Source organism: Butyrivibrio sp. AE2015 (genome assembly GCF_000420825.1).
Lineage (GTDB): Bacteria > Bacillota > Clostridia > Lachnospirales > Lachnospiraceae > Butyrivibrio.
In genome coordinates this window covers 15,440-33,007 of record NZ_ATVR01000018.1, presented here as the reverse complement: position 1 = coordinate 33,007, position 17,568 = coordinate 15,440, and the positions used below count along the sequence as shown (strand labels likewise).

11 protein-coding genes are annotated in these 17,568 nt (G+C 36.3%); 10 read left to right on the top strand and 1 reads right to left on the bottom strand.

Features of this window, described 5'->3' with window-relative positions; all coding sequences use genetic code 11:
* The first annotated feature begins 70 nt into the window (after positions 1 to 70).
* The 9 genes from G585_RS18960 to pepT all read left to right on the top strand — a co-directional run bounded on the left by G585_RS18960 (position 71) and on the right by pepT (position 14,592).
* Positions 71 to 2,443, top strand: coding sequence for a RecQ family ATP-dependent DNA helicase (locus G585_RS18960; RefSeq protein ID WP_022774742.1), 2,373 nt, complete (start codon positions 71 to 73; stop codon positions 2,441 to 2,443).
* 535 nt (positions 2,444 to 2,978) lie between these two features.
* The gene (locus tag G585_RS0110005; protein ID WP_022774740.1) at positions 2,979 to 3,647 is read left to right on the top strand and encodes a hypothetical protein; all 669 of its coding nucleotides are present in this window, start codon (positions 2,979 to 2,981) and stop codon (positions 3,645 to 3,647) included.
* Between the two features lie 15 nt (positions 3,648 to 3,662).
* Positions 3,663 to 4,400 (top strand): hypothetical protein, encoded by a 738-nt coding sequence (locus G585_RS0110000; protein WP_022774738.1) that lies wholly within the window; start codon positions 3,663 to 3,665, stop codon positions 4,398 to 4,400.
* Between the two features lies 1 nt (position 4,401).
* Positions 4,402 to 4,971 (top strand): ATP-dependent Clp protease proteolytic subunit, encoded by a 570-nt coding sequence (locus G585_RS0109995; protein WP_034481924.1) that lies wholly within the window; start codon positions 4,402 to 4,404, stop codon positions 4,969 to 4,971.
* Between the two features lie 14 nt (positions 4,972 to 4,985).
* Positions 4,986 to 6,260: a VirD4-like conjugal transfer protein, CD1115 family gene (locus G585_RS0109990; protein WP_022774737.1), complete on the top strand. Its 1,275-nt coding sequence runs from the start codon at positions 4,986 to 4,988 to the stop codon at positions 6,258 to 6,260.
* A 16-nt stretch (positions 6,261 to 6,276) separates the two neighbouring features.
* Complete coding sequence (locus tag G585_RS0109985; protein WP_022774735.1) at positions 6,277 to 7,380, top strand: hypothetical protein; 1,104 nt, start codon at positions 6,277 to 6,279, stop codon at positions 7,378 to 7,380.
* Between the two features lie 25 nt (positions 7,381 to 7,405).
* A complete protein-coding gene (locus G585_RS0109980) occupies positions 7,406 to 9,178 on the top strand; it encodes a DNA/RNA helicase domain-containing protein (RefSeq protein WP_022774734.1) in 1,773 nt (590 codons plus the stop codon).
* 13 nt (positions 9,179 to 9,191) lie between these two features.
* Positions 9,192 to 13,304: an AAA family ATPase gene (locus G585_RS18955; protein ID WP_022774732.1), complete on the top strand. Its 4,113-nt coding sequence runs from the start codon at positions 9,192 to 9,194 to the stop codon at positions 13,302 to 13,304.
* 34 nt (positions 13,305 to 13,338) lie between these two features.
* The gene (pepT, locus tag G585_RS0109970) at positions 13,339 to 14,592 is read left to right on the top strand and encodes a peptidase T (RefSeq protein ID WP_022774731.1); all 1,254 of its coding nucleotides are present in this window, start codon (positions 13,339 to 13,341) and stop codon (positions 14,590 to 14,592) included.
* Positions 14,593 to 14,617: 25 nt separating this feature from the next.
* On the opposite strand, the gene G585_RS0109965 is transcribed toward pepT, so the two are convergent.
* Positions 14,618 to 15,796: an acyltransferase family protein gene (locus G585_RS0109965; RefSeq protein ID WP_022774730.1), complete on the bottom strand. Its 1,179-nt coding sequence runs from the start codon at positions 15,794 to 15,796 to the stop codon at positions 14,618 to 14,620.
* 224 nt (positions 15,797 to 16,020) lie between these two features.
* On the opposite strand from G585_RS0109965, the gene pap reads away from it, so the two are divergent.
* Complete coding sequence (gene pap / locus G585_RS0109960) at positions 16,021 to 17,493, top strand: polyphosphate:AMP phosphotransferase (RefSeq protein WP_022774728.1); 1,473 nt, start codon at positions 16,021 to 16,023, stop codon at positions 17,491 to 17,493.
* The last annotated feature ends 75 nt before the right edge of the window (positions 17,494 to 17,568 follow it).

Genomic DNA, 17,568 nt, shown 5'->3' with positions numbered 1-17,568 from the left:
AGAATAGCCAGAAAAGTAAAGAGCTGGCAAGGTCCACAATTTGTTTGAAAATATGAGAGGTTAGAGCATAATGCCTAGAGTCAAAATAGGTAAAAAAACTCTAGAGAATGTAAGTAAGCCTGAAGCTCTGAAGAAATCAAAGAAAAAAACCAGACATAGTATTGATTACAAGATAAATCTGAGAGCAGAAGAGGCCTTAAAAAAGTATTTTGGATATGATGAATTCCAGGGCAGCCAAAAACAGATAATTAATAAAATTCTGCATGGTGAGGATGTTCTGGCAATAATGCCTACTGGCGCAGGTAAAAGTTTGTGTTATCAATTACCGGCGCTTCTTTTTGATGGAATAACACTTATAATAACTCCGATAAATGCTCTTATGAGTAACCAGTGTGATTCATTAAACATGACATTGAAAGAACAGGGAATCAATGATGTAAGGGCGACTTATATAAACAGTGAGAAAACTCAGAAAGAAATTGATAGAGAATTATATGATACAAAGAGGATAGCAAAGCTTATCTATGTATCTCCGGAACGTCTTTTTTATGATTCTTTTCAACAATATATTCTTTCCAAAAAGATTTCAATGATCGTAGTGGATGAAGCTCACTGCGTGTCTATGTGGGGGTATGATTTTAGAGAAAAGTATTCCCAGATTCCTGATTTTTATAGAAACATCCATGATAGGCCTATTATTGCAGCATTTACTGCAACAGCGGTGAAAAGGGTGGTTTCTGACATAAAGGATATGCTCCACCTGAATTTGCCGGAAGGAGCACTAATTACTGATGAGCAGCGAAAAAAGCTACATTTTAAGGTGATAAATTTTGATAATAAAAGTACTGAGCGCAGTAGAAAAAAGCAGTTATTAAAAGACGTAGATAGTCATCCGGGTGAGCTGGGAATAATCTATTGCACGACTATAATCAGAGTTGAACTTATCTATGACTATCTTAAAGAAAAGGGGTATAAGGTAGCTAAGTATCATGGCTTGAAGCAAGAGGAACAAAATGCTGAGCAGGAACCGGATTGGGATAGTATAAATAAGCTAAATAAAGAGCATATTGAAGTGTTGCGTCAATTTGAAGACGATGAAGTGGATATTGTAGTTGCAACCAGTGCTTTTGGAATGGGGATAGATAAAAGGAAAGGACGTGATGTAACTTATGTTATCCATTATGATCTTCCCTTGAACATAGAAAATTATTACCAGGAAGCAGGGCGCGGAGCACGAATGAAAGACACAGAGCGCTGTGACTGCATTTTATATAACACAAAGGGCGCTGTTGATGTTATTGAAAAAGCTTTTATACAAAATATGGGCAGAGACAGTTCAGATGAGCTAAGGGATTACGTACAGGAACTAGCACGTAAGAGACTGGAACAACTCTGCTTATACACTAAGAGCAATGATAAAGCAGGTTTTCTTGAAGATTACTTCAAAAATTTTGAGCCACAGCTTCCTGATAATCCAAAAGCGAAGCTATGGCATAAGAGGTTAATGAAAACTGGGCCTGCTTATTTATATATAAATAATACACATTTTGCCAGAGAACTAAGAAGAGGACACGTTGACTCAGGTGTTTTTTCTGAGAGACTGACAAGCGGTGAAATAGTAGATAATTCCTATCAAATAGACGTGGAAGATAAATTGACTTTTTTTGACTTAATGGTCATGGATGCTATTTATTCGATCAAAAGATCCGGAATGTCAGTTTTTTCATCCCGTACTGTGCTTCAGGTACTTGCAGGGTATGAGAGTGCACCGGTAAGAGCATCTATAAGGAAAGATATAGAAGATAGCATTAGAAAACTTCAGAGTACTTCTTTATGTTATAAGAGTAAAAAAACAAAGGAAACTGCCAAAAGACAAAGAATTGTATATCTGGATAACATTGTAAAAGAAAAATTTTTATGTGATATGCCGCTTGAAAAAAGGAAGAATGGCTATTTTTATGTTCTTGAATATAAAAAGGATGATGATTACTATAATAAGCCATTTTATTATAGAAACGCTGAAAAATCAGCGAAAGGACAGTGGCTCACTATACCTTTGGAGGATATTGATCTTAAGAATGAGAATGGAAAAAGACTAGTTCCAATGACAAGAGAATGGCTTGAAATTGAGTACTATTTACTGTTTAGAATAATGTTCTTAAGAAAGGCTGGAAGAAATTTTAATAATGCGATCAGCTTCGATACTATGATAAAAGAACTGGATATAGCAGAATATGTTAATAGTAGTGGGAAAGTATCACAAAAACGCGTGTTTGCTCGAATTGATGAAATAATGAAGGCGTTCATTAAAGAGGGCTATATAGCCGGCTATGGGTATTCAAAAGTCCAAGAGCGGGATTTGAATAAAAGAAACAGGTTATATGGCTATGTTGACGGAACAGCTGGAGTATTTGGGGGCATAGTAGTTCAAATTAGTGATTAATAATGGCGACAATTTAAAGTGAAAATTTGTCACTTGCTATTATGTAAATGTAGCTCTAATACTGAAGTGTCAGCATTTCTAAAAAAATCATGCATGTGATACAAAAAGCATTAAGTATGCCGAGCTAAAGCTCGGAGTATCACTTTATTTATATGAGCAATGATAAAAAATAAAAAAAAGAACATGCTTACGCATGTAAATCATTGCAAGTTTTAGCCCCTTCCGGGGCTTCGGTTTTATTTATGAGAGAATCGAAGGGGTATGGGCGAAGAGATAGCAGTCGGCATCTGCCGCCTCTAAGATTCTCAGATAAAAATTTTTTTTCGACCTAAAGGTCGCGGTATTATTTTTGGAAGAATTACCTCTAGGATTTATCACAAATATCTAATACGAAAGGAGACCATGCTTATAAGGAAATGAAGAAAAATGAATAAGGAAACGATGAAGCTCCGTCTGATGCAAAAAAGCGTTGGACGGAGTTTTATTATGTGTCAAAAGAAACATGAGATTTTAATAAAAAATAAAGGAGAAGGCAATGACAGAAACACTAAGTAAAGAACGAAAAAAAGAAATTGTCCATAGTTTTATGAACATGACTTTTAATGACATAAAGGAAGACAGCTCTCTAGCCAAAGAATACGGAGAAGTGCTAAACGCATTGGCAAATAAGTATTCTGTTGCGAAGGGCGGCTTTGATACGTGTAGTTTTATGGAATTAGTACAGTTTATGAATGGACTGTGCGAAAGAGATGCAGGAAGCAGTAAAAATGATCAAGACAGATATTTGTACTATTGGAGCCATTATCAGCTTCTTTTAGATCTGCTGGAATTTATAGCTGAGGCCTCAAATCGTAATACCACGCTCAGAATTTTCACACGTTTATCAATAAAAGAATTCTATGAGATTTTAGAAAACGATAATAAGGCAGTTTCAGAAGAATGTGACAATATTCTTAGATTTTTTAAAGAGAACATAACAAAAAATGAAATAAATAAGGACACCAAGCTTATTGATGTAATTATGTTTTTCAATAACACAGTTCTTAGACCGTGGCTGCCACATAGAAGTAGCATAACGGATTTTATGAGGCGTACGATCATGACTTATGAGGTTATGCATAGGCTATTTATAGATAGCTTTATGATTACATATCCTGAGGCCATAGATACAGATGCTCTGACACGAAAGTATTTAAACCAGTAAAACTAGGAGGAAAGAATGGAGAAAACAATTTCAAATGAAGAAATGAATAAGCATATTGAGGAGGTATCAAAAGCATATTTAGGAAGTGAAAAAAGAAATCAGTTAACAGATGAGCGAATACGACAGTTGGTTCAAAATTTTATGGACACTACGTATGAAGCTGTTAAAGTATATTGTCCCAAGCAGGAAACTGTGCTTAATTTCTCGGATGTGATGGATGTAATAGCTGAAAAATATGGGCTCAGTGAGTCTCAAAAGAAAACAATGAGCTTTACTGAATTCATCACATTATTAGAACCACTTAAAGACTCAAATGAAGAGTTCTATAAGTGGTTTTATTATAGTGCATTATTAAGAACTGAACAGCTTCTTATAAAAATGTCCAAAAATGAGATACCTGTAAAGATATTACTTGGCTTAACTATAAAGGATTTTTACAGGATTCTTGAAAATGAGAAATGTGACAAAAGACTTCTGAATGAATATAAGGAAGTGATAACAAATATTAGGAAAAGGTATCCAAAATCAGGTCCTGATACAAGCATCTTTGTACTGCTGTATCGTTGCGAAGGTGAAATATTATCTCCATGGACACCATATAGAACAGACATTGGTGAGTTTGAGGATAAGGTGATAGGGGCATATATGTTCCTGAAACGAATTATGATTGACAGTCTTATGTTGGCATATCCTGAAAGATTTAATTCAAAAGATATAGAAAATAAATACATGATCGGATTGGAGGAAAAATAAAATGTCAAATATCATACATGAGTCTTCAAGAGGAATAGATCTTGTGCCTATAGAAGACGAATTTTTGAAAAGGAGAGAGCTCTTTTTGACAGGAACTGTCACAACAGAAAGCATGGGACAAATGATAAAGCAGCTCTTTTACCTGGATGGTGATGGAAAAGCTGAAATAACTATATACATTAACAGCCCAGGCGGCACTGTTGGCGACGGACTCGCGGTTTATGATGTGATATCGAAATTAAAATCTCCTGTAAAAACGGTATGCATCGGTACATGTGCAAGCATGGGAGCAATACTGTTTCTTGCAGGTACAAAAAGACAAATCATGAAGCATGGGAAAATTATGATCCATGACCCTGCTTTCGGCGAGAATCATGATATGGGTGGAAAGAAACCGCATGAGATACAGTCAGAGCTTGATGATCTTAATAAATGCAAGAAAGCACTGGCTGAAATCATAGCCGAAAAGACAGGAAAAACAGTAGATGAAATCTATGAGGTTACAGCAAATGATACGTACTATGACGCTGGCGAAGCCCTTGAATTTGGGCTTGCTACTGAAATTATTTGAAAGGATGTGAAAAAATGAGGAAATATATAAGCGATGAAAAAAGATACGGAAGCCGTATTTTGGCTGATGGAATATGCATATCAAACAACACGAAAATTACAGGGCTAAATAATAATGACATTATAATTGGCAGCTCAGGCTCAGGAAAAACAGGAGGATATGTTATACCAAATATTCAGAGAATAGAATCAAGCTTCGTTGTTACCGATACAAAAAATCAATTATTCAAAGGCTTTGCTCATGAACTTGAAAAAAGGGGATATGACGTTTATAAGATAGACTTTGCAAATCCTGAGGATTCTTATGGATATAATCCACTTTCTGCCATAAGAAGATATCCGGATGGAAGCTATAGTGAAAAAGATGTAATATCTTTGGCTAAAACCATTGTTCCAAAGCTTGATATTACTGAGCCTTTCTGGGAAATATCTGCTGCGAATTACCTGGCTTTCATTATTGGACTATGTCTTGAAACGCAGCCAATAGAGAAACAAAACATGGTTCAGGTCTGCGCTCTTCATAGAGATTTTTGTTCTAAAGTAAATGAACTATACGTTCTTGATTATGTCGATCAGCATCCGGATTCTTTTATTGCAAAAAGATACAAGCAGATCATGTCTATACAATCTGCGGACAAAATGTGGTCAAGCATACTTGGATTTGTGAATATCGCATTGGAACCCTTCGATTTTAGTGAGGCAAAATCAATATTTGCAGCTCGGGATAGCTTTGATATAAAGACTCTTGGCAAAAGAAAAACGGCTGTCTTTTTAAATATCAGTGATACAGACAGATATTTTGACGTTTTGGCCAATATCTTCTATACGCAGACATTGCAGATTCTGTGCGCTGAAGCAGACAAAAGTGAAGGTGGAAAATGCAAGGTACCTGTAAGGATTTTTATGGATGACTTTGCGTCAGGAACCAAAATACCGGATTTTGACAAAATAATATCGGTTGTGAGATCCAGAGATATATATGTAAGTATTATTGCTCAGTCATTAAGCCAGTTGGAGTCAATGTATGATAAAGCAGCAAGCAAGACCATATTAAATAATTGTGATCATATTCTTTATCTTGGATGTCAGGACATGGATACTGCTGAGTTTATCGGAACAAGAGCTGGAAAGGTTCCGGAGACGATACTGAGTATGCCAAGAAATAAAGCTTATCTTATAAGAGCAGGAGAAAGAGCTGTATTGGTAAATAAAGTAAGACCATATAGCACATCTTTAAACTATATGACCAACATACAAAATAAAGAATTACAAAATGATGTAGATATGTAGGAAAAGGAGGAAAAATATGAATATGAATAAAAAGGCTGCAATCCTTGGGATATCGCCAAAATATAATGAAAGAGACAAGGAACTCGCAAATATTGCATTTAATAAAGCACAGGAAATATACGGAGCAAGCATACCATCACGTATAAGCACCAGGATTTATGAAGAACTGAATCTTATAGTTGATAAAGGTCTGACAGATACATTTTTAAATCTCTATGAAGAACTAAAAAATGCTGATAAGGACGGAAAACTGAGGTTCAACAAGGGCTTTAGAGGCCCTGTTGGATCTTCTTTTATGGCCTTTTTGCTTGAAATAACAAGTTTTAATCCTATGGAAGCAGGAGAGGAAAACTTTAAAGCAAAGATGTTCTTTGAAAAGGATAACCCAATCATAGATCTAAATTTACCCGCGGGGCGAAGAATACATATAAATGATCCAAAAGTCAAAATCCATAACTCTATCAATGTAGAACTTCTTTATGCATTACAAATGAAGACAAATGATAATTACTATTATTGTATGGATACAAAATCTGAGATGATAGAAGACTTTTTTGCCAGATGTATGCAGGATGAGAATTACAAAGATTTATGTCCTATAGCTGGAGAAGATCTTCTTGCAGTGCTTCCTGAATTTAAAAACTTCAGTGCAAGAGGTATATTAAAAAGCGTTTATGAGAAAAATGGTAGAATTGACTTAGATAATCTGTCACGCATTATAGGTCTTATGCACGGTGAAGGAACATGGGATTTTAATGCAGAAGGTTACTATTTGAATTATTATAATATAAACGATATTAAAGACAGACCTGTTGCTTTCGTAGAAGATGTATATGATATTTTAACAGATTCTGATGTTTTACGCGAAGATATCGATTCTATCGCAGAAAAAGTAATCCATGGAAAATATACAATCAATGAAAATGAAAAAAGTTACATGTATCATCACAATATTTCATATTTTCAAACAGAAAATCTTGCTAAGATAAAGCACCTTTTTTATAAGTCTCAATGCTATCAATATGCCATAGAAACGGCGAGGCTTATATACTATTACTGTAAATATCCTGAATTGTACCTTGAGACATATAAAAAATTACAAGCACAAATAAGTAAATGATTTAACTAAAGGAGGAAGAACTAGCATGTTTTCATATATGAGATCCAAAAAACAGTTTTTAAAGGATTTTGAAAATGGCGACTTGGTAGAGTGGTTAGAGAGATTTATAAACTCATACGCCAGTTTACTTGATAAGAAATGGGAGGTGTCTGCAGGGGAGAAAGCTTCTTGGGTGAACTCCCTTGCATATATGTATATTGTATTAAACCATAACTCTATTCCTGATGATTTAACTGTGGGATTGGAAATGATTCTTAATACAGATAATTATCGCAGGGTGGATTTTGTTCTCAGTGGTTTGCATGATAAGAAAAAGACTGTGATGCTTTTTGAGCTAAAACAATGGAGCAGCGTTAATAATACGAAAGATGGTTTTAAAGTTCCTTTTGTAAAAGAAGCAAAAAAATACCCAAAGGATAATCCACTTGTTCAGGTTAGCGATTATTGCAGAGATATAGAAAAGAACAATAATAATGTTCATGGTAAAAACGGAATAGAGCTTATTCCTTGCGCTTACCTTCACAACCTGAACAGAGATAATATGGAATCTACGCTTCAAGAAAAGTATCAAGAGTATGTTAAGAAGAATAATATTCAAAAATATACAAAGGTAAAGACATATTGTTGCGGGGAAATTAACAGGTTAAGAAAAGATATAAGTAGGACTCTTACTAAAGGTGATAAAGGTCAGGTGCTGCGTCTTCTTAAACAAGGAAATGTTACAAGCAAAATGGATGAAAACATGGCTCGTGACCTGGTTCTGAACCATAATAGAAATGAGCTGATAAAACTGCGCCATGAGCAGAAAGAAGTGTTTAAGAGTATTACAGGAATAATTGATGCTTTAGATGAGTCACAAATAGAAAAGGTTATCATTGAAGGAGGTCCAGGGAGCGGAAAAACAGTACTTGGATTATTCCTGCTAGCTTATGCAAGGGAACATAATAAAACAGCCAGATTTCTTTTGACCAATAAAGGTCCCAAAAAGCAATTCGAGAAATGGCTTGATTCATTGGACGCTATTGAGTGGGTATTTGATTATGGTAAAAAAGCTGAGCCTGTGAAATCGGACATTCTTATCATTGATGAATCTCATAGAAATTTGCTTAAAAAGGATAAAAAGGAAGAAGGGGCGCCAGATACTATCCTTCAGGGAGTTCAGAATAGTTGTAAGTTGGCTATATTCTTGGTGGACAATAGGCAAATGATCCAAGAAAGTCTAGATGTGGATAAGAAATATATTGTTGGGGATACGCCTACTGACAAAGTTATGTTTGAGTCTTTGGTATCTCAGTTTAGATGTAATCAGGATGATGGGTATCTTTCATGGCTGGATTGCATGCTCAGCGAAGATATATCGAAAAAGTTCATTCTAAGGCATACTGAGTTGGATTTTGGGGTAGAAGTAATTTCAAGTATTGAAGCGCTGAAAAAGTGTATTTCCAAAGGGTATCCGATTTTGTCTTATAAAGAAAAAAATCAGGATAAAGTAGTTGTAGGCAATGGTCAAAATAATCTTGAACTTGACTGGACTGCAAGAGATGAGGATATTTCAGGTGGAAAAGTTACAAATATCTATGATGTTCAAGGTATAGAATTTGAGCAAACTATAGTTATTGTCGGAAACATTTTAAGTTTTGATAAATCTGCAAATAGAGTAGTTATAAATAGTGAACTAAAAGCCAAAAAAGATGATCTTATTTTGAATATATATCGTGTGCTTTTAACAAGAGCTACAGAAAAATGCTATATATATTGCGAGGATGAAGAATTATCAAAACATTTAAAGAATAACTGAATGGAGAAAAAAGATGGCAATAGATTTTCGTAAACCAAACGGAATATTTAATTTTACATGGGCCCCCTATGGCGGGCTCATGGATATAAGCGATTCAACATTTAATCTTGCTTATGAAATGTTTAGAAGTAATCAAATATGGGTTGATCCTAATCTCTATGATAATTCACAAATCAGAATATTAAGCTCTTTTGCTGTTGGTGAAGAAGGAAAGAAAATACCTGAAAATTATTTTATTGGATATATCCATGAACATATTAATTACTTTCATGAAGATGAATTGGAAAATGAGTTTATGGTAAATCTGGAAGATGCAGATGAGTATTCGCCAAGTTATGAGTGGGATTATTATGGACTTATAATAAGTGCTGCATATATCTTTTATCTATATAAGTCAGGAAATGGTAATTTAGTTGAATACTATAGAAATAGATATAGAACAGAGTTTCATATGCTCCATCATTTGGATGAAAGAGAATTTGATTTTTCTATTCCTCTAGATATTTACATGAGCGTATCAAAAGAACAATGGGAAACGGCACGTGAAATTCAAAAGAGAAATTATGCTGGCATGAATCCTTATTTCCAAAAAGATAAAAATGGTAATAATTTCTTTAGGATTTTTGTTGCTCTTGATCTGGTGAATTTAGATTTTGATAAAGTTTCAGAGTATATAAAAAAAGATTCTATTTCTAAAACTCAATTCGCTACATGGGATTTTTTACCATCGTCAGCTAGGATTTTTGACAAAGAAGCCGAACAAAGCGGGGTTACGAAGATATTAGGTTTAGCAGCTTATATAGACTATCTCGACAAGACAAATAATCTATATGACTTTGAAAAAAAGCTTTATTCAAATTGGGAAAGAAGAGAAAAAAAACTAAATGCGATACTTGATGTATTAGATGCTGACTTAGTTGATAAGGTCATAGCGAACCCGGACTGCAAAAGTTTGTATTGTGTCATTCAGGGAGAAGATGGAACAGGAAGATTAAAAAGGGCTGGTGCAATAGCGCAAAAACTCAAAAACGTTGGCAAAATAACAAGCTTTAATGAAATGGATAATATAGTTTCTTTTGAGCTTGCTTCAAAGCAGATAAGTCATACCGGTATTGCTTTCAAAGAAATACCGGTAGCTGCCGCAGCGGCTGAACAAGCAGGAGTTGCTGGTGACCTTGGCATGTCTTCCATAGACGTTAGCAGAGATTATCCTCCTCATGTAGGTAATGATTTTTATCATGAGGATAAATTTGCAGTGAAGGTTCATTTCAAGAAGAACTGGGTATACATATTAACCGGCTTAAGAGAATTCCTTGTAAAGTGCGAAAAAAGTGTCCCCGGAGATAACTCAGATGTATCACACATGGTAGAAATGCTTGGACAGTATAGAAAAGATACTTATATCATCATAGTTGATGAAAAAAAGTATGTTGACAAGCTTTTTTCTATGTATCCACAGATAAAATATTTGTTTGAAAGTACCATTATCACAATAGATTCTTATTCAGGAGAGGAAGTTTTTGCAGATTTTAGTAAAGGTTTGCAAAAAGACCTTCGACAGCTTGTTAATGATGATCAGGGTTATAAAGATAAATTTATAGATTATTACAACAGAAACAGAAAACTTCTTCCTTTGAAAAATAACCAGTTATCTGCATTTTTGGCTAACTTTGCAAATACTCATCATGACGTTAATAAAATGTTTGAGAGCTTGGAAATGCATAGTGGCAAGTCTGCTGATGAGATATTATCACAGGTTATTGGTATGGATAATGTCAAAAAACAGGTTGAAGCTTTCAAGAAATTTGCCATGTATAAAAAGTATGCTGATAATGCTGGTATAGTTGTTCCAAACTGTAGTTTACACATGCTTTTTACAGGTAATCCCGGCACCGGAAAAACCATGATGGCAAGAGCCATTGGTCAGATCCTGTTTGAAATAGGTATCATTGAAGAAAACAAGGTTGTAGAGGTAGAAGGAAAAGACTTAAAGGGCGAGTATATTGGGCAGTCAGGACCAAGAACCTCATCAAAAATTGAAGAATCCTTGGGAGGAATTCTTTTTATAGACGAAGCATATGCTATTGGTGACGATGATTTTGGAAAAGAAGTTGTTGCTACGCTTATAAAGGCAATGGAAGATCAAAAGGATAAATTGGTTGTAATTCTGGCCGGTTACCCAAAAGAAATGCAACAGTTCCTTAACATTAATTCAGGTATAGCATCAAGAATAGGCTATAAATTTACTTTTGATGATTACAGTCCTGAGGAACTGGCGCAAATTTTTGATATGAAGATGAAAGTGGCCGGATACTCATGTGCAGATGGTGTTCATGATATGGTTAATAAGCTGGCACAGTCTTTTAGCAAGCGCAAAAATTTCGGTAATGGAAGATTTATAGATAAAGTCATTCAGCAAACGATCATAAACAGGTCAGAACATGAGTATAATGCAGAATCAGTGGGGACTATTGATGTAATTGACATTCCTTCTGAGGAAAGTCTTCTTTCATCAGACCAGAGTGAGCATAAGCCATATGATGAACAGCTTAAAGAAATCATCGGAATGGAAAATGTAAAGGTAAAGATAAAAGAGTTTGCTAAATATGTTTCTTTCAAGAAGAACGCTGAAGAAAAATCAAATGTCATTCATATTCCGGATTCCAATATGCATATGATCTTTACAGGAAATCCCGGAACAGGAAAAACTACAATTGCCAGAATAATGGTAGACCTTCTGTATGACATCGGCATGATAAAGGAACGAAAGCTTGTTGAGGCAGAACGAAAGGATCTTGTTGGCGAGTACATTGGAAAAACTGCAATAAAGACAGGTGAAGTAATTGAGCGCGCTTTGAATGGAATTCTTTTTATTGATGAAGCATATTCGCTTGCCCAAACTGATTCTGGAAATGATTTTGGAGCTGAAGCCATATCAACTCTTATAAAAGCAATGGAAGATCACAAGGGAGATTTGATAGTGATTTTTGCCGGATATAAGGATGAGATGCGTAGATTTGAACAGATTAATCCCGGAATTCAATCACGAATCGGATATAGATTTGAATTTGAGGACTATTCTGTGAATGAGTTATTCAATATGTATTCTTCACTAGTGAAAAGATCCGGTTTTGAACTTGAGAAATCTGCAGAAAAATCAGTAAAAACAGTACTTGAATATTATTCAAAGAGGGATAATTTCGGCAATGGAAGATTTGTAGCCAAGATGTTTCAAGATACTCTTACAAAGCATTCCAAACAATATGATGAAGATGATATTTTTATCATTAAGAAAGAAGATATACCATCAGTTGCTGAAATGAACAATACAACCATTAAAAAAGATAATGGTATAAACCTTGATAATATAGTTGGTCTTACAAACGTAAAAGAAAAGATTAAAGAGTTTGAATCTATGGTCAAGTTTTCAGTGGATGCCAAAAACTATGGGCTTAAGATTCCGGATTTTTCTATGCACATGATGTTTACAGGTAATCCGGGGACTGGAAAAACTACGGTAGCCAGAATCATAGCTAAGATGCTTTATGATATGGGTATCATCATGGAAAACAAGGTTGTTGAGACTGACAGAAGTGGCCTTGTTGCCGGATATGTCGGGCAAACAGCGATAAAAACCAAAGATGTTATAGAAAGCGCCAAAGGTGGAGTATTGTTTATAGATGAGGCATATGCACTTTGTGGTGAGAATGATTCTTTTGGAAATGAAGCTCTTTCAACTCTTATAAAAGAAATGGAAGACTATAAGGACAGCCTTGTTGTGATATTCGCAGGCTATAAGAAAGAGATGAAGGAGTTTATTGGAAAAAATTCAGGGATAGCCTCAAGAATAGGATACACCTTTGATTTTGCTGATTATTCACCAGAAGATCTTATTGCAATCTATGAGAAAAAGCTGACTTCATATGGTTTTGTCGTTGAAGAAAGGGCAAAAGAAAAGTTGAAAGAGATATTTGATTATTATTGTAAAGTGCCAGATTTTGGTAATGGAAGATTTGTTGATAAGGTTGTGCAACAGACTCTGCTTAATAAAGCTAAGGATTATTCTCTGGATACAATTTCTAATATTGGAGCAGATATGATACCCAACATAGATGGAATCTTGTAATTGAGGTATGACATATTGAAAGGAAATCCACATTATGAATTACAGTGATATATATGAACAGGTAAAAGAAAGAATGATGCGCTACGCAAGAATCGATACTCAGTCGCAGCCTTTTGCAGGTCATTGGCCAACGACTGATAAGCAAAAAAATCTTGCGTACGTTTTGAAAGAAGAGCTGATAAAAATTGGTGTTTCCGATGTGTTTTTTGATGAGGAAAGGTGCGTAGTATACGGCAGGATACCTTCTAATTCAGCAGATAGTAAAGGAACGGCCATTGGATTTATAGCGCATATGGACACCGCTCCTGATGCCAGTGGCACAGGCGTTAATCCCTGGGTTTTGGAAAAATATGATGGCGGGGACATCGTTCTTAATAAGGATAAGCATATAGTGATGCGGGCTGCAGATTATCCGAATTTGCAGCAGTATATTGGGCAGGAGCTTATTTTGACAGATGGAACGACGCTCCTTGGAGGGGATGATAAGGCCTCTATAGCAGCAATAATGACCATGGCGGAGTATCTTTGTGCTCACGATGAAATAGAGCATGGAGATATAAGTCTGGCCTTTACACCGGATGAAGAAGTTGGCGGATTGGCAAGAGACCTTGATCTTAACAGATTCGGCGCCAAACTGGCATATACGCTGGACGGCGACCACCTTGGATGGTATGAAGATGAGACGTTTAATGCTTCAGAAGCAGTATTTGAGTTTATAGGCAGGAGCGTTCACACAGGAACAGCCAAAGGAATTATGGTTAATGCCGTAGATATGGCATCTCACCTGATGGGAATGCTTCCCCAGGAAGAAAAGCCACAGTTCACTGAAGGAACAGAAGGCTTTTACCATGTCATTTCATGCGTTGGAGATTGCGAGAATGCTAAGGTAAGGCTGCTCATTCGCGATTTTGACCATGATAATTTCCGTAAACGTGAAGACTTTCTGCGAAAGTGCGCAGATGACCTAGGAGAAAAATATGGGCAGGACAGAGTGGTACTTACAATAACGCATCAGTACAGCAATATGCATGAAGTGTTAAAAGAAACACCATTTCTTATTGATATTTTGAAGGATGCCATAAAAAAAGCCGGAATAGAACCGGTATGTGAGCCATTCCGAGGAGGTACAGACGGAGCAGCACTGTCATTTAGAGGCTTGCCTTGCCCCAACCTTTCAGCAGGGTACGAAAATGCACATGGAAGATTTGAGTATGTTCCAATTCATTCCATGGTAAAAAATGTTGAGATTCTTCTTAATATTTGTGAATCAATGAAAAATAAGCTCTGATAGCATTTGCTATCAGAGCTTGTTTTTAAGCAGCTTTGCGTGAATGTGAAGTAATTGCGTCAGGCTTACGTAAGATTACTCCGTGGAGTCTTTTTAATAGCATTGCAGATGGAACACCCAGAGCAAATACTACGAGCACGTACACCAAAACGTATTTAATATGGTGTGGAGAAGGCACTCCGCCGTCAAACTGCCAGCCAAATAACTCTACATAAAGGCCGTGTATAAGATAGAACTCCAAGGTTATTGTTCCCATGAACTTAAGGAATTTGTTTCCAAAAGCGACTTTCATATTTGTAAGCAGAACAGTGAAGACAAATTCTGTTGTCAAAAATACCTGAGATAGAAGGCTTACCCTTCTTCTAAAAACAGTGTCGGGAGCTCCCCAGTTGTCTCCATAGTAACCAAATATATTACAGATAAATCCGGAATAAATATATAGCGGGTAAAAGAGCAGAAGTGCTGCAACAAGATATACCCAGTAGTGTTTTTTAAGGTGAGGGATTATCTTATCCTCAAATTTTGCAAAGATAATTCCTACAGGGAATAAGAATACGCAGTTGTACCACCATTCGCCCCTTATCCAATAGTCATTGTGGTCAATTCTGGTGCCTAGCAGCATGTAAAGTACCACAAATGCAGTGGTTGCGAGAACTGCGAGCCCATCCTTTTTTATGAATTTAAAAGAAAAATAGAAAGCCAGATAAAAGAACGGCAAAACTATTACATACCAGGTATTCGGATTACAGAGCTGTATGCTTGTAAGGTAAAGAACAACCTGCTTTGCATCCATTTTTTCTCCGACAAGGAGCCTTGCAATAAAAAAGATCACAGTGGTTGTGTAAAGAGCCAGAACAACAGGCAGGATACGCTTTTTTATGAAGCCGTCAAGATAGTTTTCCTTGGTGTGATAGCTCTTGTAGACTCCATATCCGTTGAAAAAGAGAAATACAGATACCAAGAGGTATCCAATAGGCACGAACATGTCCAGACCGTGAACTATGCGTGTCTGCGGCTGTATCCAGGACGCACAGGTTTTCTGCGCGATGTGATGGAGCATGATACAGATTGCAAGAAATCCCTGAATGGCCTTTGTCTGCTCCAGAGACAGAAAACCATCGTTGAATCTTTTTCCTGAAAATTTCGCTCCCCATAGCAAAATAACAGGTAGTGCTACATAAACTAAGTAAATTGCTTGTTTCATACTATACCTCCAATAATAAATACTAACCCCATTTAATAGTAGTCTTTTGCCAAAAATCCCGCTAATCAGATGTATTTATGCACTGTTCATAAATTGCGATTTTAATGGACCATGGGGACAAATATTCTGTTACAATAAAATATATATATTATCGTTATAACAAACACAAAACAACAAATGGACAAGACAAAAGAACCGTCCCTGTGACTTGTAGGAGGTGCGCCATGCTTAAGGATTTTGTTAAACCTGATTATTCAGATGCAGATGAACTAAAAATGCGGATCAAAGAGGAACGAGCCCATTTGACTGCCTTGCAGATGAAGATAAAAGAGGCTGGCCTTCCTGTTATGGTTATTTTTGAAGGCTGGAATGCTGCAGGAAAAGGGGCGCTGATCGGTAAAGTTATAAGGAATATCGACCCCAGATTTTTCAGGGTTGCTACTATGGACAGGCAGCCAAGTGATGAGGAAAAAAGATATCCATTCCTTTACAGGTTTATAAAAGAGATCCCTGAAGCCGGAAAGTTCAGATTTTATGACACCTGCTGGATGAATGAGGTAGTCAGTGGAGTAATTGATGGGAAGCTTGGCGAAGAAGAATATAAAAAGAAAGTCAATTCGATAAATGTTTTCGAGAGGCAGCTCTGCGATAACGGATATCTTGTTATGAAGTTCTTTTTCCATATTTCTAAAAAAGAACAGAAAAAGCGCCTGGATAATCTGCTTGATAGCAAGGACACAAAGTGGAGAGTTGACAATGATGATATAAAACAGAACAAGAATTATGATGATTGCCTTGATGTATTTGAGCGATACCTTGAAGATACCAATGAATCCAGAACTCCATGGTACATTATTGATGCCACAGATAAGAAAGTGGCTGAGTTTGAGGTCTTGAGATTTTTGAATCAGGGGATAGATATTGCCCTGACTAATCAGAGGATGAATGTGCCTATCCTTCAGAATACTTTCCCAATGGAGAAAGTGACAAAGCTCTCTGATATTTCCCTTGATGACAAGGTTCTGACTGATGAGGAGTATGATGAGGAGCTTGAAAAACTCCAGAAGGAGTTAAGAGACCTTGGAAATAAGGTTTACAGAAAGAAAATCCCTGTCATTATTGCTTATGAGGGCTGGGATGCGGCAGGAAAAGGTGGAAATATAAAGAGAATTACTGAAGCCCTGGATCCGAGGGATTACGTGGTAGAGCCAATAGCAAGCCCGGAACCTCATGAGAAAGCAAGGCACTATCTCTGGAGATTCTGGACAAGACTACCTAAGACCGGGCACATTACCGTTTTTGACAGAACCTGGTACGGTAGAGTAATGGTGGAAAGGCTTGAGGGCTTCTGCTCTGAGAATGACTGGAAAAGAGCTTACAATGAGATCAATGAGTTTGAAAAAGAGCTTTCCGATTGGGGTGCAGTTATAATCAAATTCTGGGTGCAGATAGACAAGGATACACAGCTTGAGCGTTTCACTGACAGACAGAATACACCTGAAAAACAGTGGAAGATCACAGACGAAGACTGGAGAAATCGTGATAAGTGGGATCTCTATGAGACCGCGATAGATGAGATGATAGAAAAGACCAGCACAACATTTGCACCATGGTATGTTCTTGAGTCAGTTGATAAAAAGTATGCAAGGATAAAGGCTCTAAAGATTGTAATTGAACAAATTAAAAAACGCTTGTAATTTAAAAAAGCTGCGCATTTTCCCCTACTCGAGAATGATGCGCAGCATTTTTTTGCAAATAATTCTAAAACAAAA

Bases quoted from the DNA above. Each gene is read 5' to 3' on its own strand.
- G585_RS18960 (WP_022774742.1), top strand. From the start codon at position 71: ATGCCTAGAGTCAAAATAGGTAAAAAAACTCTAGAGAATGTAAGTAAG.
- G585_RS0110005 (WP_022774740.1), top strand. From the start codon at position 2,979: ATGACAGAAACACTAAGTAAAGAACGAAAAAAAGAAATTGTCCATAGT.
- G585_RS0110000 (WP_022774738.1), top strand. From the start codon at position 3,663: ATGGAGAAAACAATTTCAAATGAAGAAATGAATAAGCATATTGAGGAG.
- G585_RS0109995 (WP_034481924.1), top strand. From the start codon at position 4,402: ATGTCAAATATCATACATGAGTCTTCAAGAGGAATAGATCTTGTGCCT.
- G585_RS0109990 (WP_022774737.1), top strand. From the start codon at position 4,986: ATGAGGAAATATATAAGCGATGAAAAAAGATACGGAAGCCGTATTTTG.
- G585_RS0109985 (WP_022774735.1), top strand. From the start codon at position 6,277: ATGAATATGAATAAAAAGGCTGCAATCCTTGGGATATCGCCAAAATAT.
- G585_RS0109980 (WP_022774734.1), top strand. From the start codon at position 7,406: ATGTTTTCATATATGAGATCCAAAAAACAGTTTTTAAAGGATTTTGAA.
- G585_RS18955 (WP_022774732.1), top strand. From the start codon at position 9,192: ATGGCAATAGATTTTCGTAAACCAAACGGAATATTTAATTTTACATGG.
- pepT (WP_022774731.1), top strand. From the start codon at position 13,339: ATGAATTACAGTGATATATATGAACAGGTAAAAGAAAGAATGATGCGC.
- G585_RS0109965 (WP_022774730.1), bottom strand. From the start codon at position 15,796: ATGAAACAAGCAATTTACTTAGTTTATGTAGCACTACCTGTTATTTTG.
- pap (WP_022774728.1), top strand. From the start codon at position 16,021: ATGCTTAAGGATTTTGTTAAACCTGATTATTCAGATGCAGATGAACTA.